Annotated in this window: 16 protein-coding genes, 5 tRNA genes and 2 rRNA genes (1 of these 23 cut by a window edge); 1 reads left to right on the top strand and 22 read right to left on the bottom strand. The window is 56.4% G+C overall.

The window, feature by feature from the left end; genetic code table 11:
- Positions 1-43 precede the first annotated feature (43 nt).
- The 20 genes from rpsG to KZ772_RS15965 form a co-directional block, all read right to left on the bottom strand.
- Entirely contained in the window at positions 44-514 is a 471-nt protein-coding gene (gene rpsG / locus KZ772_RS16060) for a 30S ribosomal protein S7 (RefSeq protein WP_062817997.1), read from the bottom strand.
- Between the two features lie 138 nt (positions 515-652).
- Positions 653-1027, bottom strand: a complete 375-nt coding sequence (gene rpsL, locus KZ772_RS16055; protein WP_022986299.1) for a 30S ribosomal protein S12 — start codon at positions 1025-1027, stop codon at positions 653-655.
- 152 nt (positions 1028-1179) lie between these two features.
- Positions 1180-5382, bottom strand: coding sequence for a DNA-directed RNA polymerase subunit beta' (rpoC, locus tag KZ772_RS16050; RefSeq protein ID WP_290537487.1), 4203 nt, complete (start codon positions 5380-5382; stop codon positions 1180-1182).
- Between the two features lie 98 nt (positions 5383-5480).
- Positions 5481-9623, bottom strand: coding sequence for a DNA-directed RNA polymerase subunit beta (gene rpoB / locus KZ772_RS16045; protein WP_290537486.1), 4143 nt, complete (start codon positions 9621-9623; stop codon positions 5481-5483).
- Positions 9624-9769: 146 nt separating this feature from the next.
- Positions 9770-10147 carry a 50S ribosomal protein L7/L12 gene (gene rplL, locus KZ772_RS16040; RefSeq protein ID WP_290537485.1) on the bottom strand — a complete coding sequence of 126 codons (378 nt, stop codon included), beginning with the start codon at positions 10145-10147 and terminating at the stop codon, positions 9770-9772.
- A 65-nt stretch (positions 10148-10212) separates the two neighbouring features.
- Positions 10213-10743, bottom strand: a complete 531-nt coding sequence (rplJ, locus tag KZ772_RS16035) for a 50S ribosomal protein L10 (protein WP_290537484.1) — start codon at positions 10741-10743, stop codon at positions 10213-10215.
- A gap of 310 nt (positions 10744-11053) precedes the next feature.
- Positions 11054-11749, bottom strand: coding sequence for a 50S ribosomal protein L1 (gene rplA, locus KZ772_RS16030; RefSeq protein WP_290509367.1), 696 nt, complete (start codon positions 11747-11749; stop codon positions 11054-11056).
- Positions 11750-11752: 3 nt separating this feature from the next.
- Entirely contained in the window at positions 11753-12181 is a 429-nt protein-coding gene (gene rplK, locus KZ772_RS16025) for a 50S ribosomal protein L11 (protein ID WP_062817991.1), read from the bottom strand.
- 113 nt (positions 12182-12294) lie between these two features.
- Positions 12295-12837 carry a transcription termination/antitermination protein NusG gene (gene nusG, locus KZ772_RS16020; protein ID WP_062817990.1) on the bottom strand — a complete coding sequence of 181 codons (543 nt, stop codon included), beginning with the start codon at positions 12835-12837 and terminating at the stop codon, positions 12295-12297.
- A gap of 9 nt (positions 12838-12846) precedes the next feature.
- Positions 12847-13221 carry a preprotein translocase subunit SecE gene (secE, locus tag KZ772_RS16015; protein ID WP_062817989.1) on the bottom strand — a complete coding sequence of 125 codons (375 nt, stop codon included), beginning with the start codon at positions 13219-13221 and terminating at the stop codon, positions 12847-12849.
- 43 nt (positions 13222-13264) lie between these two features.
- Positions 13265-13340: transfer RNA gene (locus tag KZ772_RS16010), tRNA-Trp, on the bottom strand.
- 67 nt (positions 13341-13407) lie between these two features.
- Positions 13408-14598: an elongation factor Tu gene (gene tuf / locus KZ772_RS16005; protein ID WP_290537483.1), complete on the bottom strand. Its 1191-nt coding sequence runs from the start codon at positions 14596-14598 to the stop codon at positions 13408-13410.
- A 155-nt stretch (positions 14599-14753) separates the two neighbouring features.
- Positions 14754-14829, bottom strand: a tRNA-Thr gene (locus KZ772_RS16000).
- A 43-nt stretch (positions 14830-14872) separates the two neighbouring features.
- Positions 14873-14946: transfer RNA gene (locus KZ772_RS15995), tRNA-Gly, on the bottom strand.
- Between the two features lie 66 nt (positions 14947-15012).
- A tRNA-Tyr gene (locus tag KZ772_RS15990) sits at positions 15013-15096 on the bottom strand.
- Between the two features lie 75 nt (positions 15097-15171).
- Positions 15172-15247: transfer RNA gene (locus tag KZ772_RS15985), tRNA-Thr, on the bottom strand.
- An 83-nt stretch (positions 15248-15330) separates the two neighbouring features.
- Positions 15331-15981 (bottom strand): SPOR domain-containing protein, encoded by a 651-nt coding sequence (locus KZ772_RS15980; protein ID WP_290537482.1) that lies wholly within the window; start codon positions 15979-15981, stop codon positions 15331-15333.
- Between the two features lie 16 nt (positions 15982-15997).
- A complete protein-coding gene (locus tag KZ772_RS15975; RefSeq protein ID WP_290537481.1) occupies positions 15998-16732 on the bottom strand; it encodes a type III pantothenate kinase in 735 nt (244 codons plus the stop codon).
- Entirely contained in the window at positions 16729-17700 is a 972-nt protein-coding gene (locus KZ772_RS15970; protein WP_290537480.1) for a biotin--[acetyl-CoA-carboxylase] ligase, read from the bottom strand. Before KZ772_RS15970 ends, KZ772_RS15975 begins: the two co-directional genes overlap by 4 nt.
- Positions 17697-19382 (bottom strand): AMP-binding protein, encoded by a 1686-nt coding sequence (locus KZ772_RS15965; RefSeq protein ID WP_290537479.1) that lies wholly within the window; start codon positions 19380-19382, stop codon positions 17697-17699. The genes KZ772_RS15970 and KZ772_RS15965 overlap by 4 nt, the downstream gene beginning before the upstream one ends.
- Before the next feature lie 384 nt (positions 19383-19766).
- Here KZ772_RS15965 and KZ772_RS15960 point away from each other — a divergent pair, with 384 nt between their 5' ends.
- Positions 19767-20003, top strand: a complete 237-nt coding sequence (locus tag KZ772_RS15960; RefSeq protein WP_290537478.1) for an acetyltransferase — start codon at positions 19767-19769, stop codon at positions 20001-20003.
- A gap of 309 nt (positions 20004-20312) precedes the next feature.
- On the opposite strand, the gene rrf is transcribed toward KZ772_RS15960, so the two are convergent.
- Positions 20313-20428 (bottom strand): 5S ribosomal RNA (rrf, locus tag KZ772_RS15955).
- 187 nt (positions 20429-20615) lie between these two features.
- Positions 20616-22328: ribosomal RNA gene (locus KZ772_RS15950) — 23S ribosomal RNA — on the bottom strand; it runs 1185 nt beyond the window's last position.

Here is a 22328-nt window from a genome sequence, read left to right as displayed (position 1 = left end):
CCGGCCTGATGTTAGGCCGGCTTCACTCGATTGCCTTCTGCTATTAGAAGCGGAAGTGAGAGAAGGCCTTGTTGGCCTCTGCCATGCGATGCACGTCTTCACGCTTCTTCATCGCTGCGCCTTTACCTTCGGCGGCATCCATCACTTCGCCGGCCAGACGAGCAGGCATGCTCTTCTCACCACGCTTACGGGCAGCATCTACCAACCAGCGCATTGCCAGGGCGGTACGACGGCTGGGACGAACCTCAACGGGAACCTGGTAAGTGGCACCACCGACACGGCGGCTCTTTACCTCAACGGCGGGACGAATATTGTCCAGCGCCTTTTCGAACATCTCCAGGGAGTCAGCCCCTTTGCGTTCGCTGATGATATCCAGGGCACCGTACACGATGCGCTCGGATACAGATTTCTTACCACTGACCATTACATGGTTCATGAACTTGGCCAGCAACTGGCTTCCAAACTTGGGATCCGGAAGGATCTCACGTTTGGCAACAACGCGACGTCTTGGCATCGGATGTGTTCCTCTAACATTCCCGCTGTGGGCGGGGAAATCTTCAGGTAATTCCGGAACGGCATGCCGTCCGGACCTTACTCATCCCTCCGCAGCCATCAGGCTACGGCATTCAGAAAAGGTGCTCGGTTACTTCAATTACTTCTTGGGACGCTTGGCGCCATACTTGGAGCGACGCTGCTTGCGATCCTGCACACCTGCCGTATCCAGGGTTCCACGTACAGTGTGGTAGCGCACACCGGGAAGGTCTTTTACACGACCGCCACGGATCAGTACTACGGAGTGCTCCTGCAGGTTATGCCCTTCACCACCAATGTAGGAAGAGACTTCATAACCGTTGGTCAGACGCACACGACACACTTTACGCAGTGCGGAGTTTGGCTTCTTCGGGGTAGTGGTATACACCCGAGTGCAAACGCCGCGACGCTGGGGGCAGCCCTGCAGGGCTACGGAGTCGCTCTTTTCTACCTTGCTTTTGCGCGGCTTGCGCACCAGCTGGTTTACAGTTGCCATGAAACTACTGCCTCACGCTTACAGTTCTGTGACAGAAACCGTCATCTGACAGCTCTGACACCCATTTACTGCCCATAGAACAGGGGGGCAGCGATTGTAGGGAGCCCCCGGCATCACGTCAAGATGCCAGGAACTCCGTCACTCGCCAGCAATCACTCGTCAGAGGAGCTGAGAGCCTCGGACAGGGCGGCTTCCACCTCGTCCATGGTGGGCGCTTCCGGCCCGCGTGCCTCGACACGCTGGCGGCGACGCTCCAGGTGGTGAGCATAGCCGGTACCTGCTGGCACCAGACGACCTACCACCACGTTTTCCTTCAGACCGCGCAAATCATCTTCCTTGCCGGTGACCGCTGCCTCGGTAAGAACCCGGGTGGTCTCCTGGAAGGACGCTGCAGAGATAAAGGACTCGGTGGCCAGGGATGCCTTGGTGATACCCAGCAACTGACGCTCATACTGGGGCAGCATCTTGTCCTCGGCCTTGAGCCGCTCGATCTCTTCCATCACGCGGGCGTACTCCGCCTGCTCGCCCTTGATGAAGCGGGACTCGCCCACTTCCAGGATCTCTACTTTACGCAGCATCTGGCGGATGATCGTCTCAATGTGCTTGTCATTGATCTTCACACCCTGCAGGCGGTAAACCTCCTGCACCTCATTAACGATATAACGAGCCAGCTCGGATTCACCCATCAGGCGCAGGATATCGTGGGGGTTAAGCGGGCCATCAGAGACCACCTCACCCTTCTCCACTTTCTCACCTTCGAAGACGTTCAGCTGACGCCACTTGTGAATCAGCTCTTCGTAGACTTCGCCACCGTCATCCGGGGTGATCACCAGGCGCACCTTGCCCTTGGTTTCCTTGCCGAAGGAAACGGTACCGGACTTCTCAGCCAGGATTGCCGCTTCCTTGGGGTTCCGCGCCTCGAACAGGTCGGCAACACGGGGCAGACCACCGGTGATGTCACGGGTCTTGGAGGATTCCTGCGGAATCCGCGCAATCACGTCACCCACGGAGATATTGGCACCGTCCTTGAGACCACACAGCGCACCGCCCGGCAGCAGGTACTGGGCCGGCATGTCGGTGTTAGGCATCAATACCGCCTTGCCCTTGCCATCAACCACACGCACCATCGGGCGCATGTCCTTGCCGGCGGCTGGACGGTTCTGAGTGCCCAGCACTTCGATGTTAGTCAGGCCGGTCAGTTCGTCGGTCTGGTGGTTTACGGTGATACCTTCTTCCATATCACCGAACTGCACCTTACCTTCCACTTCCGCGATGATCGGGTGGGTATGGGGATCCCAGGTGGCAACCACCTGACCGCCATCAACCTGATCACCTTCGCCCACGGTCACAGTCGCACCATAGGGCAGCTTGTAACGCTCACGCTCCCGGCCCAGCTCATCCGCTACCGCCAGATCGGCGGAACGGGAAACGATCACCAGACCGTCCTTGTGCTGTACGTGCTTGGCGTTGTGGAAACGCACCTTGCCGCCGTGCTTGATCTGGATGCTGGACACCGCAGAAGCCCGGCTGGCCGCACCACCGATGTGGAAGGTACGCATGGTCAGCTGGGTACCCGGCTCACCAATGGACTGGGCCGCGATAACGCCCACTGCCTCACCTACATTGACCTGATGGCCACGAGCCAGGTCACGGCCGTAACAGGTGGAACATACACCCCAACGGGTGGCACAGGTAATCGGCGAGCGCACCAGCACTTCATCCACACCCATGGATTCCAGCTTGTTGACCCACACCTCGTCCAGCAGGGTACCGGCTTCCGCCAGCACTTCGTCCTGGTTGAGCGGGTTCATCACATCACGGGCCACGACACGACCCAGCACACGCTCACCCAGGGCCTCAACCACGTCACCACCTTCGATCAGCGGCGTCATCAGCAGACCTTCCTCGGTACCGCAATCCTCGGCGGTAACCACCAGATCCTGAGCCACGTCAACCAGACGACGGGTCAGATAACCGGAGTTCGCCGTCTTCAAGGCGGTATCGGCCAGACCTTTACGTGCACCGTGAGTAGAGATGAAGTACTGGAGTACGTTCAGACCTTCACGGAAGTTGCTGGTAATCGGCGTTTCAATAATGGAACCATCCGGCTTCGCCATCAGACCACGCATACCGGCCAGCTGACGAATCTGTGCCGGGGAGCCCCGCGCACCGGAATCGGCCATCATAAAGATAGAGTTGAAGGAGCCCTGCTCTTCGTCCTCGCCGTCGCGGTTTTTCACCACTTCGACGCGCAGGTTTTCCATCATTGCCTTGGCGATCTGGTCGTTAGTACGGGCCCAGATATCCACCACCTTGTTATAACGCTCACCACGGGTTACCAGACCGGAAGCGAATTGCTCCTCGATCTCGCGAACCTCGTCTTCGGCCGCGTCGATCATGGTGTACTTGGCATCCGGGATCACCATGTCTTCCACACCAATCGAGGAACCGGACAGGGTTGCTTCACGGAAGCCCAGGTACATCAGCTGGTCAGCAAAGATACAGGTTTCTTTGGTACCAAGAATCCGGTAACACGTGTTCAACAGCTTGGAAATCGCCTTCTTGGTCATGTTCTGGTTGACCATGGCGAAGCCCAGACCGGTGGGTACGATATCCCACAGCTTGCAGCGACCCGGGGTGGTATCAGCGATAAAGGTACGCTCTTCAACGCCACCTTCTAGATCACGCACCACTTCATGAACACGCACTTTCACCCGGGCATGCAGATCAACCTGCTTGTTGGCCAGGGCACGCATCACTTCCTTGGTGTCGGCAAAAATCTGGCCTTCACCCTTGGCGTTTACCTTTTCGCGGCTGATGTAGTACAGACCCAGTACCACGTCCTGGGTCGGACCGATGATGGGCTCACCATTGGCCGGCGACAGGATGTTGTTGGTGGACATCATCAGCGCGCGAGCTTCCAGCTGGGCTTCCAGGGTCAGCGGCAAATGCACCGCCATCTGGTCACCATCGAAGTCCGCGTTGAAGGCAGCACAGACCAGCGGATGCAGCTGGATCGCCTTACCTTCAATCAGTACCGGCTCGAACGCCTGGATACCCAGACGGTGAAGGGTCGGCGCCCGGTTCAACATGACCGGGTGCTCGCGAATCACTTCAGCCAGGATATCCCAGACCTCGGCAGTTTCGCGTTCGACCATCTTCTTGGCCGCCTTGATGGTGGTTGCCAGACCACGGGCTTCCAGCTTGGCAAAGATGAACGGCTTGAACAGTTCCAGCGCCATCTTCTTGGGCAGGCCGGTCTCGTGCAGCTTGAGAGACGGCCCCACCACGATCACGGAACGACCGGAGTAGTCCACCCGCTTACCCAGCAGGTTCTGACGGAAACGACCCTGCTTACCCTTGATCATGTCAGCCAGGGATTTCAGCGGGCGCTTGTTGGAACCGGTGATGGCACGGCCACGACGACCGTTATCCAGCAACGCATCCACGGATTCCTGCAGCATGCGCTTTTCGTTGCGCACGATGATGTCCGGCGCACTCAGGTCCAGCAGACGCTTGAGGCGGTTGTTCCGGTTGATCACGCGGCGGTACAGATCGTTCAGGTCGGAGGTGGCAAAACGGCCCCCGTCCAGCGGTACCAGCGGACGCAGATCCGGCGGCAGCACCGGCAGCACAGTGAGGATCATCCACTCCGGCTTGTTACCGGAATCCTTGAAGGCCTCCATCAGCTTGAGACGCTTGGACAGCTTCTTCAGCTTGGTATCGGAGTTGGTGGATTCCACTTCCTCACGGAGGATCTTGATCTCTTCGACCAGGTCCAGCTCCATGAGCAACTGCTGTACGGCCTCGGCACCCATCTTGGCTTCGAATTCGTCGCCGAACTCTTCGAGGGCATCGAAGTACTCTTCGTCAGTCAGCAGCTGACCACGCTCAAGGGTGGTCATGCCTGGCTCGGTCACCACAAAGGACTCGAAGTACAGCACCCGTTCGATATCACGCAGGGTCATGTCCAGCATGAGACCGATACGGGACGGCAGCGACTTCAGGAACCAGATGTGCGCGGTGGGGCTGGCCAGCTCAATGTGACCCATGCGCTCACGGCGAACCTTGGAGAGGGTGACTTCCACGCCACACTTCTCACAGATCACACCACGGTGCTTGAGACGCTTGTACTTGCCGCACAGGCACTCGTAGTCCTTGATCGGACCAAAGATACGCGCACAGAACAGGCCATCCCGTTCCGGCTTGAAGGTACGATAATTAATGGTTTCCGGCTTTTTCACTTCGCCGAAAGACCAGGAGCGGATCAGATCCGGCGGTGCCAGAGAGATCTTGAGTTTATCAAACTCCGTGACTTGTCCCTGACTTTTAAGCAGATTCAGCAGGTCTTTCAAGGCCAGTCCTCCGTAGCGAGCTTTACGCTCTCAATTCTTTCCTAAACCCGGGTAACAACGCGAGCCGCTCCCCCCGAAGGGAAGCGGCACACATCGCTTCAGTCGTTTTCCAACTCGATATTGATACCGAGAGAGCGGATTTCCTTCAGCAATACGTTGAAGGATTCCGGCATACCCGGGTCCATACGGTGATCACCATCCACGATGTTCTTGTACATACGAGTACGGCCATTCACATCATCGGACTTCACGGTAAGCATTTCCTGCAAGGTGTAGGCGGCGCCATAGGCTTCCAGCGCCCACACTTCCATCTCACCGAAACGCTGACCACCGAACTGTGCCTTACCACCCAGCGGTTGCTGGGTTACCAGGCTGTAGGAGCCGGTGGAACGGGCATGCATCTTGTCGTCCACCAGGTGGTTCAACTTCAGCATGTACATGTAGCCAACGGTGACCTTGCGATCAAATTTCTCACCGGTACGGCCATCCCAGAGCTGCATCTGACCGGAACGATCGTAACCGGCAAGCTCCAGCAGTTCCTTGATCTCGAATTCCTTGGCACCGTCGAATACCGCGGTTGCCATGGGAACGCCACCAACCAGGTTCTGGGCCAGCTCGATGATTTCATCATCACTGAAGCTGTCCAGATCTTCCGGTGAACCACCGGCACCTGCCTTGTTGTAGATCTTGTCCAGGAAGCCGCGGACCTCCGCCACTTTCTTCTGCTCGGCCAGCATCTCGCCAATGCGCTCGCCCAGGCCCTTGGCGGCCCAACCCAGGTGGGTTTCCAGGATCTGCCCCACGTTCATACGGGACGGTACACCCAGCGGGTTCAACACCACATCTACCGGCACGCCATGCTCGTCGTACGGCATATCTTCTTCCGGCATGATCACGGAGATCACACCCTTGTTACCGTGACGACCAGCCATCTTGTCACCCGGCTGGATGCGACGCTTGATAGCCAGGTAGACCTTGACCACTTTCAGCACGCCGTGAGCCAGGTCATCACCACCGGAAATCTTGGCCTGCTTGTCGCGGTAGCGCTCGTCCTGCTCTTTCTTGTGCAGTTCAAGATACTGCTGGGCACGCTCAAGCTGCTCAGCCACATCGTCATCCGCCGGACGCAGTTCGAACCACTTGTCCGCATCCAGGTTATCCAGTGCTTCGGCAGTCAGCTCGGTACCGCGCTTGAAGCCGGCACCGCCATTGACCTTCTTGCCCACCAGCACGGTGCGCAGACGCTCGAGAATATCCTGCTGAACGATACGGAACTCGTCTTTCAGATCCTTGCGGAACTGATCCAGGGAGTCCTGCTCGATTTGCTTGGCGCGCTCGTCTTTTTCCACACCATCACGGGTGAAGACCTGCACGTCGATCACGGTGCCCTTGACGCCGGAAGACACTCGCAGGGAGGTATCTTTCACATCAGAGGCTTTCTCGCCGAAGATGGCACGCAACAGCTTCTCTTCCGGAGTCAGCTGGGTCTCACCTTTCGGCGTTACCTTACCGACCAGAATGTCGCCAGCGCCCACTTCCGCACCGATGTAAACAATGCCGGACTCGTCCAGTTTAGACAGTGCCGCCTCGCCCACATTGGGGATATCGGCGGTAATTTCTTCCGGGCCCAACTTGGTATCACGGGCAATCGCGGTCAATTCCTGAATATGAATGGAGGTGAAGCGATCTTCCTTCACCACCCGCTCGGAGATCAGGATGGAATCCTCGAAGTTGTAGCCATTCCAGGGCATGAACGCCACGCGCATGTTCTGACCCAGGGCCAGTTCGCCCATGTCCACGGACGGACCGTCAGCCATGATGTCGCGGGCAGCAACCCGGTCACCCACTTTCACCAGCGGACGCTGGTTGATACAGGTGTTCTGGTTGGAACGGGTGTATTTGGTCAGGTTGTAGATATCTACACCTGCTTCACCTTCGTTCACTTCGTCGTCGTTCACCTTAACGATGATCCGCGATGCATCCACCTTGTCGACGATACCGCCACGAGTAGCAACCACACAGACACCGGAATCCCGGGCCACGTGACGCTCGAAGCCGGTACCGACCAGCGGCTTGTCGGCACGCAGGGTGGGCACAGCCTGACGCTGCATGTTGGAGCCCATCAATGCGCGGTTCGCATCATCGTGCTCAAGGAACGGAATCAGGGACGCCGCCACGGACACCACCTGACGGGGAGAGACATCCATATGGGTAATGGTGTCACGCTCCATCACGGTAAATTCGTAACGGTGACGCACGGTCACGAAGTCTTCCGCAAAACCGCCCTCTTCCGTCATCTTCGCGTCCACCTGTGCGATCACGCACTCGGCTTCCTCGATGGCGGACAGGTATTCGATTTCCTCGCTGACCTTGCCGTCAATCACTTTCAGGTACGGAGACTCGAGGAAACCGTACTCATTGGCGCGGGCATATGTGGCCAGGGAGTTGATCAAACCGATGTTCGGACCTTCAGGAGTCTCGATGGGACATACACGACCATAGTGGGTCGGGTGTACGTCACGCACCTCGAAGCCGGCACGCTCACGGGTCAGACCGCCTGGGCCCAACGCGGAAACACGACGCTTGTGCGTGATCTCGGACAGCGGGTTGTTCTGATCCATGAACTGGGACAGCTGGGAAGAGCCGAAGAACTCTTTAACAGCAGCCGCCACCGGCTTGGAGTTGATCAGATCCTGCGGCATCAGGCCTTCGGACTCCGCCAGGCTCAGACGCTCCTTGACCGCACGCTCTACACGCACCAGACCCACACGGAACTGGTTTTCGGCCATTTCACCCACGGAACGCACACGGCGGTTACCCAGGTGATCGATATCATCCACCACACCGTTACCGTTGCGGATGTCCACCAGGGTGCGCAGCACTTCAATGATGTCAGAGGTTTCTTCACCCATCTGCGCAAAGTACTGCTTGCCTTCCTCATCGGTGCGGGTGCTGAAGTAGCGACCATCGTAGAGGATGCCAGGACCGGTTTCGTCTTCGCGACCGAGACGACGGTTGAACTTCATCCGGCCAACACCGGACAGGTCGTAACGCTCGTCGGTGAAGAACAGGTTCTTGAACAGGTTCTCTGCCGCTTCTTTGGTCGGCGGCTCACCGGGACGCATCATGCGGTAGATCTCGACCAGCGCCTCCAGCGGAGTACGGGTCGGATCAGCACGCAGGGTGTCGGCCATGAACGGGCCGTTGTCCAGATCGTTGGTGTACAGGGTTTCGAAATCGGTGATACCGCCCTGCTCCAGCTTCTCAAGCGTTTCCGCTGTCAGTTCGGTATTACACTCCACCAGGATCTCGCCAGTGTCCTGGTCGATGATGGATTTGGCCAGGTACTTGCCCTGCAGGTATTCGGCAGGAATATCCAGGTACTCGATATTGGCCTTTTCCAGCTGGCGAATATGGCGCGCGGTAATACGACGGCCGCGCTCCACCACGACTTCACCGTCAGCCAGGATATCGAAGGTCGCGGTTTCACCACGCAGACGCTCCGGCACCAGCTTCATACGGTAAATGCCGTCTTCCACTGCAATTTCGTTGGTCTCGAAGAACATCTCCAACACTTCGTCGGAGGTATAACCCAACGCACGCAGCAGGATCGTCGCCGGCAACTTGCGGCGACGGTCGATCCGCACGAACACCTGGTCCTTGGGATCGAATTCGAAGTCCAGCCAGGAGCCACGGTAAGGAATCACCCGGGCGGAATACAGCAGCTTGCCGGAGGAGTGAGTCTTGCCTTTATCGTGGTCGAAAAACACACCGGGGGAACGGTGCAGCTGGGACACAATGACACGCTCGGTACCGTTGATCACAAAGGTACCGTTTTCGGTCATCAAGGGCATTTCGCCCATGTAGACCTGCTGTTCACGGATATCCTTGATAGCCCCACTGGATTCCTTGTCATAGATGACCAGACGAATCCGTACGCGCAGCGGCGCAGCGTAGGTGGTACCACGAACAGTACATTCTTTTACATCAAAAACAGGCTTGCCGAACTCATAGCCGGCATACTCCAGCGCGGCATTCCCGGAATAACTTGAAATCGGAAATACTGACCGGAAAGCGGCTTCCAGACCCTGGTCCAGACGCTCTTCTGCGCTCTTGTCTTGCTGCAGAAATTTACGGTAAGAATCGAGCTGTATGGCCAGAAGGTACGGGACCTCCATAACCTTCGGAAGCTTGCCGAAATCTTTGCGGATCCGCTTTTTCTCAGTGAATGAGTATGCCATCTGCGTTCCTCAGCTGTTGATCTATCACCCTTGGGTGATATTCCTGTATGAAACCTCTCATACAGAAACGACAAAAGGCTGGCAGCCCTCAAGCTGCCAGCCGGTGCCTTTCCGCATTATTGTGGAAAGACATTGCGCAAATGCGCTTACTTGAGCTCGGCAGTACCGCCAGCCTCTTCGATCTTTTTCTTGATCTCTTCGGCTTCGTCTTTGGAGGCACCTTCTTTAACAGGAGCAGGAGCGCCTTCAACGAGCTCTTTGGCTTCTTTCAGACCCAGGCCGGTTACTTCACGGACAGCCTTGATCACGCCAACTTTCTTGTCACCGAAACCGGTCAGAACAACGTCAAACTCGGTTTTCTCTTCGGCGGCAGCTTCGCCACCAGCAGCAGCTGCAGGAGCAGCGGCAACAGCGGCAGCGGCGGTAACGCCGAACTTCTCTTCCATGGCCTCGATCAGTTCAACGAGGTCCATAACGCTCATATCGGCGATAGCGCCGAGGATATCTTCTTTGGAAACGGCCATTTTCAATCTCCTAAATCACCACACGGGCGATCCGATTGGATCGGGTAGTTACGCAGCCTGACAAATCAGGCGGCACTCTGTTTCTGGTCCTTGACTGCAGCAACCGTGCGAACAAATTTGCCGGGCACCTCGTTGAGGGTACGAACAAACTTGGCCACCGGGGCCTGCATAACGGACATGAGCTGAGAAAGTGCTTCGTCGCGAGTCGGCAGCTTGGCCAGGACATCAATATCCTGGGGACCATACGCTACACCACCCACAGCCAGAGCCTTAACTTCCAGCGCGTCATTGTCTTTAGCAAAATCCTTGATGAGACGGGCAGCTGCACCCGGATCATCCTGGGAAAAAGCCAAAACAGTGGGGCCAACCAGAACGTCGCTCAAACACTCGTACTCAGTGTCTTTCACGGCGAACTTCGCCAGCGTGTTCCGTACCACTTTCAGGTACACGCCGGTTTCACGGGCCTTACTACGCAACTCAGTCATCTGAGAAACAGTGAGACCACGATAGTCAGCAACCACAGCAGACAGCGCTTCAGTAGCTACAGCATTAACCGAAGCAACAATCGCCCGTTTGTCCTCCAGATTCAAAGGCATGTTTACCTCCTGGATTCACAAACATTAACCGTCAAAATCGACTGCAATCTGATTTCGAGGCGGTCGCCAGGGCCGGTTTCCCGGCCATTATCGCGGAGCCACAACCTGAAACGAGCCAGGAAACAACTACCGCGCCTGCGCAGGCGGTTACCCCTTAATCCCGGCCTGTTACTTGCCTCTTAAAGGCAGACTCCAAACAGAACCGGAAACCTGCGGTCTTTGACGCCCCGACGAGACTCTCATTAAAGAGTGAGTCATCGGGATCAAAGCCCTTGTGAGCCTGGCCAGGGTTGCACCAGGCTCAAATTCTTTACATCGCCAGGGAGGCCGGATCAATATTCAGACCGGGACCCATGGTGGTGGACAGGGTCACCTTCTTGAAATAGGTACCCTTGGCGGAAGACGGCTTGGCTCTCTTAAGGTCAGCCAGCAGAGATTCCACATTTTCCTTGATCGCATTGGAGTCAAAACCAACCTGACCCACGGTGCAGTGCACAATGCCACCCTTGTCGGTACGGTAACGAACCTGACCACCCTTGGCGTTCTTCACTGCCTGGGCAACATCAGGAGTTACGGTGCCTACCTTCGGGTTGGGCATCAGACCACGGGGGCCCAAAATAGTGCCCAGCTTGCCGACAACACGCATGGCGTCCGGGGAGGCAATAACCACATCAAAGTTGATTTCGCCACCCTGAACCTGCTCGGCCAGATCGTCAAAACCAACCACATCCGCACCGGCTTCCTTGGCTTCTTCAGCCTTGGCGCCCTGGGCGAACACTGCTACGCGAACGGTTTTACCGGTACCGTGGGGCAGCACGGAAGCACCACGAACATTCTGGTCTGATTTACGCGGATCCACACCCAGGTTGACCGCTACGTCCAGAGATTCCTTGAACTTCACGGTAGACAGCTCGGCCAGCAGGGCCACAGCTTCCTCTACCTGGTACAGTTTGCCAGCTTCCACTTTTTCCCGGATGGCACGGGTACGCTTGGACAACTTAGCCATTGGTTAACCCTCCACATCCAGACCCATGGAACGGGCAGAGCCCGCGATAGTGCGCACGGCAGCTTCCAGATCCGCAGCGGTCAGATCAGGCTCTTTGGCCTTGGCGATCTCTTCCAGCTGCTCACGGGTTACCTTGCCCACTTTCTTGGTGTTCGGCTCGCCAGAGCCGCTCTTGATACCGGCCGCTTTCTTCAGCAGGTAAGACGCCGGCGGCGTCTTCATGGTGAAGGTAAAGGAGCGGTCGCTATAAACGGTGATCACAACAGGAACCGGCGCACCGGCATCCAGCTGCTGAGTCTGGGCGTTGAACGCCTTACAGAACTCCATGATATTCACACCGTGCTGACCCAGTGCGGGACCAACCGGCGGGGACGGGTTAGCCTGACCCGCTGCAACCTGCAGCTTGATGTAGGCTTGGACTTTCTTCGCCATTGTAAGACTCCTTGGGTGCAAACGCCGCGCAGAGTGCGGGCTCCCCTCAGGTTGTCAAAACGCCCCGAACGCTTTTCAGCGATCAGGGCACCTAATTGATACCACTGAAAGGATCAGGTTTTTTCGACCTGACCGAATTCCAGCTCTACCGGCGTGGAACGACCGAAGATCATTACTGCCACCTGCAGGCGACTCTTCTCGTAATTCACTTCTTCGATTACGCCATTGAAGTCAGCAAAGGGACCGTCGTTGACACGAACCACTTCACCCGCCTCAAACAGTGTCTTCGGCTTCGGCTTCTCGACCGCATCATCCATGCGACGCAGAATGGCATCCGCCTCTTTCTGGGTAATCGGTGAAACGCGACCCGGATTTTTCGGATCTTCACCAATAAAGCCCATCACTTTCGGGGTTTCTTTTACCAGGTGCCAGGAGTCATCACACATCTCCATCTGCACCAACACATAGCCCGGGAAGAACTTACGCTCAGACTTGCGCTTTTGGCCGCCCTTGATCTCCACCACTTCTTCGGTAGGAACCAGAATCTCGCCGAAAAGCTCTTCCATAGAACGCAATTTAACGCGCTCTTCCAGGGCGCGTTTTACGTGCTTCTCGAAACCCGAATAGGCATGTACCACATACCAGCGCTTTGCCATGTTTACCCCTTAGCCAATAACCCAGGACATGAGCCCACCGAGGATCCAGTCGAGCACAAACAGCAACAGGGCCACAATCACAACAAAGACAAGAACAATCAGCGTGGTCTGCAGGGTTTCCTGACGCGTCGGCCACACCACTTTACGCAGCTCGACCATGGAATCCTTGCGCAGCTGATTGAACGCCTTGCCCTGCTCGGTCTGCAGAGCAAAAAACACTGCGACCAGGGCAACAGCAACAACACCGACCACCCGGTAAAGAGTGGGCTGCTCGGAGAAATAGCTATTACCGACAACAGCAGCGGCCACCAGACCGACTACCAGCAACCACTTCACCGCCTCGAAGGCGGCAGAGCCGGAACGTGCTTCTGTTTTCTCGCTCATCTTACGATGCACCCCACCACCCAAGCGGCAGCCTTGGGAAAATTGGCAGGCCAGGAGGGACTCGAACCCCCAACAGCCGGTTTTGGAGACCGGTGCTCTACCAATTGAACTACTGGCCTGTAACTCTGAAACCTTTAAATAAAACAGGGTGGCAGGCTAGCCCGCCACCCTTCTTCACCGCAACGATTACTCGGTGATTTTGGCAACCACACCGGCACCAACGGTACGACCACCTTCGCGGATAGCGAAGCGCAGGCCGTCTTCCATGGCGATCGGCGCGATCAGCTCAACGTCCATCTGTACGTTGTCGCCCGGCATAACCATCTCGGTACCTTCCGGCAGGGTACAAGCACCCGTTACGTCGGTAGTACGGAAGTAGAACTGCGGACGGTAGCCGTTGAAGAACGGGGTATGACGACCACCTTCGTCCTTGCTCAGCACGTACACTTCAGCAATGAACTTGGTGTGCGGCTTGATGGAGCCCGGCTTGGCCAGCACCTGACCACGCTCAACGTCATCACGCTTGGTACCACGCAGCAGAACACCAACGTTCTCACCAGCACGACCTTCGTCGAGCAGCTTGCGGAACATCTCAACACCGGTACAGGTGGTCTTGGTGGTGTCGTGGATACCGACGATCTCGATTTCCTCGCCCACCTTGATGATGCCACGCTCTACACGGCCGGTTACTACAGTACCGCGACCGGAGATGGAGAATACGTCTTCGATCGGCATCAGGAACGGCTGGTCTACGGCACGCTCCGGCTCCGGGATGTACTCGTCCAGGGTCTCAACCAGTTTCTGTACGGCAGGCATGCCGATGTCGCTGGTGTCGCCTTCCAGTGCTTTCAGGGCAGAACCCTTGATGATCGGCGTGTCGTCGCCCGGGAAGTCATAGTCGCTCAGCAGTTCGCGAACTTCCATTTCTACCAGCTCGAGCAGCTCTTCATCGTCAACCATGTCCGCTTTGTTCAGGAACACAACGATGTAAGGTACGCCAACCTGACGGGACAGCAGGATGTGCTCGCGAGTCTGCGGCATCGGGCCGTCAGCAGCGGAACATACCAGGATCGCGCCGTCCATCTGCGCGGCACCGGTGATCATGTTTTTCACATAATCAGCGTGACCGGGGCAGTCTACGTGGGCGTAGTGACGAGTCGGGGAATCGTATTCCACATGAGAAGTTGCAATGGTGATACCACGCTCACGCTCTTCCGGGGCATTATCAATGCCGTCGAAAGCGATGGCGCTACCGCCCCAAACCTCTGCACACACGCGGGTCAGCGCGGCGGTCAGAGTGGTTTTACCATGGTCAACGTGACCAATGGTGCCTACGTTTACGTGCGGTTTATTACGTTCAAACTTTTCCTTTGCCACGACTCTTCACCTCTTAACTTGGCTGTGCTTCCTCGCCATATGGCGCGCATACACCCGATAAAGACACATTTAAGGACTGTATTGATAAACACAGACCACCTTGGCACCATCAAGACACATGAAGCCGGACCCAGGATATACCTGGGCCCGGAAATTGGAGCTCTTGACCGGATTTGAACCGGTGACCTCACCCTTACCAAGGGTGTGCTCTACCTACTGAGCTACAAGAGCATAACCTTCATGCCGCCTAGCGGCGACCAAACTCTACCGGAGCTGGAGCGGGTAGCGGGAATCGAACCCGCATCATCAGCTTGGAAGGCTGAGGTTCTACCGTTGAACTATACCCGCAAACCTTCCGATGCCTGCCAGCCTTCCGGCCATACAAACCATCCAAAGAATGATCTGCTTTTAATCTGGTGGAGGGGGGAGGATTCGAACCTCCGAAGCTTTCGCGTCAGATTTACAGTCTGATCCCTTTGGCCACTCGGGAACCCCTCCAGAAAAGGGCCTACATTCTCTTTTCGGCCCAACCACTTGTCAACCTATTTTCAAGTAGTTAGGCACGTTTAAAGCTGGAGCTGGCGAGAGGAGTCGAACCCCCGACCGGCTGATTACAAATCAGCTGCTCTACCAACTGAGCTACGCCAGCTCACAAGGGTTGCGAATTCTATAGAAAGGAATCAGGCGGCGCAATCCACTTGGAGATCAAACGCCTAATAATTGCCCAGCAATTTACGGACAGGCTACCCAGTCAAGCTTAAGAGACTGATTTGCCTGCAGAAATATATCCAGTTCCGGCTTCTCTTTTGGCGCCTGGTCAGCCAGATAAACCCAGTATTCAGTGACCGCCCGGGATGTTTCACGCACAAAGGCCGGATAACCGGCGTTGCGCATCTTTACGCGCAACCCTTCCGCCGACTCCGCACTGGAAAAATAGCCTAGCGAAATGGCATTGGCATCATCACCTTCCTTGACCACAAAGCTGTCTACGCCATGATCCTGCAGCTCATGAAGCACCCTCAACGCACGCTCCCTGTCAGGATAAGGAGGCAGATAGACCCAATTGAGGCGATCCTTCTCGATATTCAGCGCCCGCACGCGGCCCGGCAAACCTGCCGCCCTGAGCTGCACCGCACCAGCATTGGCCGCCTCCCGCGACTGCCAGGGCCCCACCACCGCACAGAGGGAGCCGGCTTCCGGCCTGCGTGCGCCCTCTCTGCTCGGCTGCGACCGCTCGGAAAGCAGCACCAACGGCTCCCCACCCGCAGCCTGGGCAGGCACACGCAACGACACCGTCGCATCACGGGGAGCCAGGCTCTTGGTGAGCTGCACCCCCAGATAAACCAGATTCACGACCAGCAAGCTGTAAAATATCCACCGCACCGGTGTTCCCCCACCATTATTGTTGTCGGGCTGCCACGCGCTCAAGGCCATCGAGGACCAGGTCGGGCATATGCAGAAAGTCGAACTGGAAAGCACCTGTCAATTTCGGGGCATCACCGCCAGTCACCAGCACTTTACAAGTATCATCAAGCACTTGGCGCAGTTCAACCACCACCTCCGTGACGAAGGCCACAGACATACGCAACAAACCATTGTGCACACACTCACCGGTGGAGCGCCCCAGCCCCGGTCTGGCCGCGGCCGGTTCGATATGCACGTCAGAGGTATCACGCAACAGGGCCGTTCGCAGCATTCCCAGCCCCGGGACAATGTACCCACCCAGGAACTCGCCCTTGCCATCTACAGCATCAATGGTCAGCGCACTGCCACAATCGATAATGATACTGGCCCCAAAACGCTGATAACCCTCGATCATTGCCACCCAGCGATCCACACCCAGCTTTCGAGGCTCCGGATAACAGCTGCGCACGCCGAAGTCATCCGCGCAGGAGTAATAGAAACACGGCGACACTCCGGTCCGGTCAGCCAGCAAGCCGGCAATTTCAGCGTCCGCAGAGGGCCCAGCCACAGAAGCGATCCAGATCGACTCAAGGTGTCCGCCATCTTTCAGCAAGGCGCCAATAACGGCAGGCCAGTCCCTGCCATGCCGGCACCCGCCCTGCTCAACCTTCTCACCCTGGCGAAAGCGCCATTTCATGGCAGTGTTGCCCACATCCACAAACAGTTTCATCGCACTCTCAGACTCACTTCACCGCCATAGACTTCACGGACCCCGTCAGGAGTTTCCACACGCAAAGCCCCATCCGCCAGAACACCAACAGCCCGCCCCAGAATCATCTGGTCACCGGACTGAACCTGCACCGACTTTCCCCGCACCGCATCATAGCGATCAAAATCATTCTGGAAAGCGACAAAGCCGTGTTGCGAAAAATGAGGCATCATTTCCAGCAAACGGGATAGCACACAGGCGGCCAGCGTTGTCCGCGGCGGCATATCGGCAAGCTCGCTGGCCAGATCGGTCCAGGCCTGATCGATATCCCGGGCCTGATGTCCCGTCATGCGACCATTAACACCCACACCGATGACCACATCCACCTGACCATCCATTTCTCCGGCCAGCTCTATCAGCACACCACCAACCTTGGCACCATTGATCTGCAGATCATTGGGCCATTTCAAGGTTACCGGCAAAGGCGGATCCAGCTCCTGTAACGCCTTAGCCACAGCCACACCCACCGCCAGACTCAACCCGCCCAAAGCGGCGAATCCGCCACTGACCGGAAAACGAATGGAGAAATACAGGTTGGCAGCAAAGGGAGATTGCCACTGCCGGCCTCGCCGGCCACGACCGGCGGTCTGGCATTCAGTGACAAACACCAGGGGACCACTGACCGGCCCTTCTATGGCCAGGGCATCCGCATTGGTAGATTCGGTAACCCACTGATAGTGCAACTGCGCCCGGTCACCCAATGTCGCCTGCAGAGAAAGGGGATCAATCAGATCGACAGGCTGTGCCAGCCGATAGCCTTTTCCCTTGACGGACTCCAGCGCCAGGCCGAACTCCTCAAGCCGCTGCACACGCTTCCAGATGGCTGCCCTGGAAATCCCCAGGGCCTCACCCAGTTCTGAGCCGGAACGGAATTGACCATCAGCAAGAAGGCGGATCAATTGCTGATCCGCCTCTTTGAGAACGCTCAAGCTTCCCAAACCACCCCTTTGGTTTTCGCCCACTTGGGGATGTCGTCTGCATAACGTTTTTCGATTTCGTTACGCTTCAACTTCAAGGTAGGCGTAATCAGGTTGTTTTCCACTGTCCATGCATCTTTGCACACCACCAGAGTCGTCATACGTTCGTGGGGATCGAGCTCATTGTTAACTCGAGCCAGCAGCGCCTCCAGCTCTTTGGTGAAATGCTCTTTCTCACTACCCTTGGACAGTTTCTCCTGCTCTTCCGGGGTAATGTTCAACAAGGCAATGGGCTGCCCCATTCCCTGTCCGATGACACAGGACAGTTCCAGACCCGGCTGAGTAGAGAGACGATTTTCAATCGGCGCTGGCGCCACATACTTACCTTTTTCCGTCTTGAAGATTTCCTTGACGCGACCGGTAATACGCAACCGACCCTTCTCGTCGATCTCGCCCACATCACCAGTATGCAACCAACCGTCTTCAGTCAGATCTTCAGCCGTCTTGTCTGGCTGCTTGTAGTAGCCCTTCATGTTACCCAGGCTGCGCACCAGGATTTCACCGCCCTCGCCAATACGGCATTCCACCCCATCATTGGGAGTGCCTACCCAACCGATTTTCTGATCACCCTCTTCAGTGGTATGCGACCAGGCCAGGTTTTCGGTCATGCCGTACACTTCGAGAATTTCCAAATCCAGCTTCTTGAACCAGGTGATGATGTCAGGGGACAGCGCGGCAGCACCGGACAGCGCAATGCGACACTGGTCCAGCCCCATGGCGCCCAGCACCTTCTTTTTGATCACTTTATTCAGGAAGGGAATTTTCAGCAGCTTGTTGAGCTTCTTGGGCGGCACCGCCTCGGAAGCCTTCTGATAGAACTTGGACCAGATACGCGGCACCGCAAAGAAGACCGTGGGCTGGGCACGCTTGATGTCTTCGCCGAATGTTTCCAGGGATTCGGCAAAGAAGATCTTGTTGCCTACGTATAGCTGGGCAATCTCCACCGCCACACGCTCAGCCACATGGGACAGCGGCAGGTAGGAAATCATGCGCTCGTCAGGGGTCAGGTTATACACCTTGATCATCTTCTCGCCCACGGTCGAGAAAGACTGAAAATCATGCATGACCCCTTTAGGCATACCGGTAGTGCCAGAGGTATAAATAATGGTCGCAATATCCTCCATGGCAGGCTCGGCCACTTTTTCGATCGGCGCAGTGTCACGGATAATATCGCCCCAGTTGGGGAAATCATTCAGAGCATCACGCGGAGCCAATGTAAAGGCCACCTGCTTGACTCCCGCAGGTACCCCCGCCTTCATCATGTCCCAGTCATCCAGCTTGCCCACAAACAAGAACTTGGACTCACTGTGCTCCATGATTTGACGCACCGTCTCTTCAACCAGGGTCGGGTACAGCGGAACACTGACGGCACCAGCCATCCAGATAGAAAGATCAGCAATAATCCATTCCGCACAGTTTTTGGAAACCAGCGCCACATGGTCACCCTTTTGCACACCCTGCGACTGCAGATAGGCCGCCATTCTGCGAGCCTCATCGTTGATTCGTTCCCAGGTATAGTCCTGCAGCTCACCACCACCCATGGGCTGAACCATAGCTACCGACTTGCCCTGTTTTTCACAACGCTGTTCCAGCGCCTTGAGCGGGCTCATTACTGCTGCCTTATCCTTTGTCATAATTCTTAACCTTTTCCCAAGTCCAAACGTATCGATACAGCCCGTTTCCGCGGGTCTGGAGCAGGCCTACCCTGCAAAACCGCAACAACTCTATCAACCCGGCGCCGGATGCCGATCCATCCAGCGCCGGATCGCAACCCTGCTATGCAGGGTCGGCTTGATTAGCAAACCCCAACCATACCACTTTCGCCGCCGGCGATGGAGCCTTTACAGCGTCAGAAAAGGGCTCCTGGCATGGCTGGTATTGGCGGCGTCCAGCATAGAATGGCCGCCACCAGGGATAAAGCCCCTCTTGGTTTAATAATGTTTACGCCCTTTACCCTTGCCAGCGCCATACCAATCGCCGCACCCTGAAAGTTACAGGACGAGCCGGGAGGAAATAGCATGTTTCTCAAAGAGTCCAAAAGCGGCCATCTGGTCCAGATTATTGACCTGACAGAGCTGGTAAACCCTCTTCGCAGCGAGGTAAGCGGGTGCTACCACCATGGTGAAGAAGTGCAGGAAACTGAACCCTTCAGCAAAGAAGAGCTGGTATTCCCATCTGGCGAGACGCTGCCCAGGTGCTGGGTGGACCCGCACTATCGGGATAATGAGATTCGTAGTACCGGGATGGGGGTTTAGGGGTTGGGTTTGCAGCTGGATACTGATTCGTTGGAGCCATGCTTGCATGGCGAAGGGGTGGTTTTAGCTTCTAGCTTCTAGCTTGTGGCTTGGGAGATGACCTACTTAGGCAGCGAGCATGCTTGCTGTCCCTGCGGGACGCCTGCGGCGCCTCAAGCTGCCCCCTGCGGGGCATCGCTTGTTACACCTCGGTCCCCCTTGAGGGGATGGCGGCGTTGCCGCGAGGTAGGGAGTGTTGATCACCGTGATCCTGTATAAAACAAAAAACCCCCGACACTTTCGTGGCGGGGGTCTTTTGTTTATTTAAGAGCCTGACGATGACCTACTCTCACATGGGGAGACCCCACACTACCATCGGCGATATGTCGTTTCACTTCTGAGTTCGGCATGGGATCAGGTGGTTCCAACACTCTATGGTCGTCAGGCAAACTGGTTTGGTTTTCCTGATTGTCTCAGGGTCACCAAATTAGGTTGCCTTACCGGTGTACTACACTGCTCACCGGCAAAGCCAAATGGGAACGAGAAGTTTGCTATTCAATGGTGCAAGCGTCTATCTCTGACACCGTCTCTTTGCTGTCCTGGCTCTCGGAGCCGAGACTGCTTTGGTGTTATATAGTCAAGCCTCACGGGCAATTAGTACTGGTTAGCTTCACGCCTTACAACGCTTCCACACCCAGCCTATCAACGTTGTGGTCTTCAACGGCCCTTCAGGGGGGTCAAGCCCCCAGGGAGATCTCATCTTGAGGGAGGCTTCCCGCTTAGATGCTTTCAGCGGTTATCCCGTCCGAACGTAGCTACCCGGCAATGCCACTGGCGTGACAACCGGAACACCAGAGGTTCGTCCACTCCGGTCCTCTCGTACTAGGAGCAGCTCCTCTCAAATCTCCAACGCCCACGGCAGATAGGGACCGAACTGTCTCACGACGTTCTAAACCCAGCTCGCGTACCTCTTTAAATGGCGAACAGCCATACCCTTGGGACCGGCTTCAGCCCCAGGATGAGATGAGCCGACATCGAGGTGCCAAACACCGCCGTCGATATGAACTCTTGGGCGGTATCAGCCTGTTATCCCCGGAGTACCTTTTATCCGTTGAGCGATGGCCCTTCCATACAGAACCACCGGATCACTAAGACCTGCTTTCGCACCTGCTCGACTTGTAGGTCTCGCAGTCAAGCACCCTTCTACCTTTACGCTCGTTGCACGATGTCCGACCGTGCTGAGGGTACCTTTGTGCTCCTCCGTTACTCTTTGGGAGGAGACCGCCCCAGTCAAACTACCCACCACACAATGTCCCCGACCCGGATAACGGGCCTAGGTTAGAACCTCAAACATGCCAGGCTGGTATTTCAAGGACGACTCCACGATGACTAGCGTCACCGCTTCAAAGTCTCCCAGCTATCCTACACAAGCAGGTTCAAAGTCCACTGTGAAGCTATAGTAAAGGTTCACGGGGTCTTTCCGTCTAGCCGCGGGTACACAGCATCTTCACTGCGATTTCAATTTCACTGAGTCTCGGGTGGAGACAGCGTGGCCATGGTTACCCCATTCGTGCAGGTCGGAACTTACCCGACAAGGAATTTCGCTACCTTAGGACCGTTAGAGAGTTACGGCCGCCGTTTACCGGGGCTTCGATCAAGAGCTTCGCCGAAGCTAACCCCATCAATTAACCTTCCGGCACCGGGCAGGCGTCACACCCTATACGTCCGCTTACGCGTTTGCAGAGTGCTGTGTTTTTAATAAACAGTTGCAGGGGCCTTTTCACTGCGACCGCCAATAGCTCAGAGAGCAAGTCTCGTCACCGTCAGCGGCGTACCTTCTCCCGAAGTTACGGTACAATTTTGCCTAGTTCCTTCACCCGAGTTCTCTCAAGCGCCTTAGAATACTCATCCCAACCACCTGTGTCGGTTTGGGGTACGGTTCCTTATAACCTGAAGCTTAGAAGATTTTCCTGGAAGCATGGCATCAACCACTTCCCGGTCACAAAGGACCAGTGGTCTCGGTTCTCAGCCTTAAGGTGCCGGATTTGCCTAACACCTCAGCCTACGACCTTTCCCCGGGACAACCAACGCCCGGTAGGTATAGCCTTCTCCGTCTCTCCATCGCAGTTATAAGAAGTACGGGAATATTAACCCGTTTCCCATCAGCTACGCATTTCTGCCTCGCCTTAGGGGCCGACTCACCCTGCGCCGATTAGCGTTGCGCAGGAAACCTTGGTCTTTCGGCGTGGGGGTTTTTCACCCCCATTATCGTTACTCACGTCAGCATTCGCACTTGTGATACCTCCAGCATGCTTCTCAACACACCTTCACAGGCTTACACAACGC

The sequence above is a fragment of the Alcanivorax sp. genome (genome assembly GCF_019431375.1).
Taxonomy (GTDB): Bacteria; Pseudomonadota; Gammaproteobacteria; order Pseudomonadales; family Alcanivoracaceae; genus Alcanivorax; species Alcanivorax jadensis_A.
Note: the sequence above shows the minus strand (reverse complement) of the source record. Positions and strands in the feature narration are given on the sequence as shown.

Excerpts from the sequence above, each read along its gene's own strand:
- rpsG (WP_062817997.1), bottom strand. The coding sequence starts at position 514 with ATGCCAAGACGTCGCGTTGTTGCCAAACGTGAGATCCTTCCGGATCCC.
- rpsL (WP_022986299.1), bottom strand. The coding sequence starts at position 1,027 with ATGGCAACTGTAAACCAGCTGGTGCGCAAGCCGCGCAAAAGCAAGGTA.
- rpoB (WP_290537486.1), bottom strand. The coding sequence starts at position 9,623 with ATGGCATACTCATTCACTGAGAAAAAGCGGATCCGCAAAGATTTCGGC.
- rplL (WP_290537485.1), bottom strand. The coding sequence starts at position 10,147 with ATGGCCGTTTCCAAAGAAGATATCCTCGGCGCTATCGCCGATATGAGC.
- rplJ (WP_290537484.1), bottom strand. The coding sequence starts at position 10,743 with ATGCCTTTGAATCTGGAGGACAAACGGGCGATTGTTGCTTCGGTTAAT.
- rplA (WP_290509367.1), bottom strand. The coding sequence starts at position 11,749 with ATGGCTAAGTTGTCCAAGCGTACCCGTGCCATCCGGGAAAAAGTGGAA.
- rplK (WP_062817991.1), bottom strand. The coding sequence starts at position 12,181 with ATGGCGAAGAAAGTCCAAGCCTACATCAAGCTGCAGGTTGCAGCGGGT.
- nusG (WP_062817990.1), bottom strand. The coding sequence starts at position 12,837 with ATGGCAAAGCGCTGGTATGTGGTACATGCCTATTCGGGTTTCGAGAAG.
- secE (WP_062817989.1), bottom strand. The coding sequence starts at position 13,221 with ATGAGCGAGAAAACAGAAGCACGTTCCGGCTCTGCCGCCTTCGAGGCG.
- KZ772_RS15975 (WP_290537481.1), bottom strand. The coding sequence starts at position 16,732 with ATGAAACTGTTTGTGGATGTGGGCAACACTGCCATGAAATGGCGCTTT.
- KZ772_RS15965 (WP_290537479.1), bottom strand. The coding sequence starts at position 19,382 with ATGACAAAGGATAAGGCAGCAGTAATGAGCCCGCTCAAGGCGCTGGAA.
- KZ772_RS15960 (WP_290537478.1), top strand. The coding sequence starts at position 19,767 with ATGTTTCTCAAAGAGTCCAAAAGCGGCCATCTGGTCCAGATTATTGAC.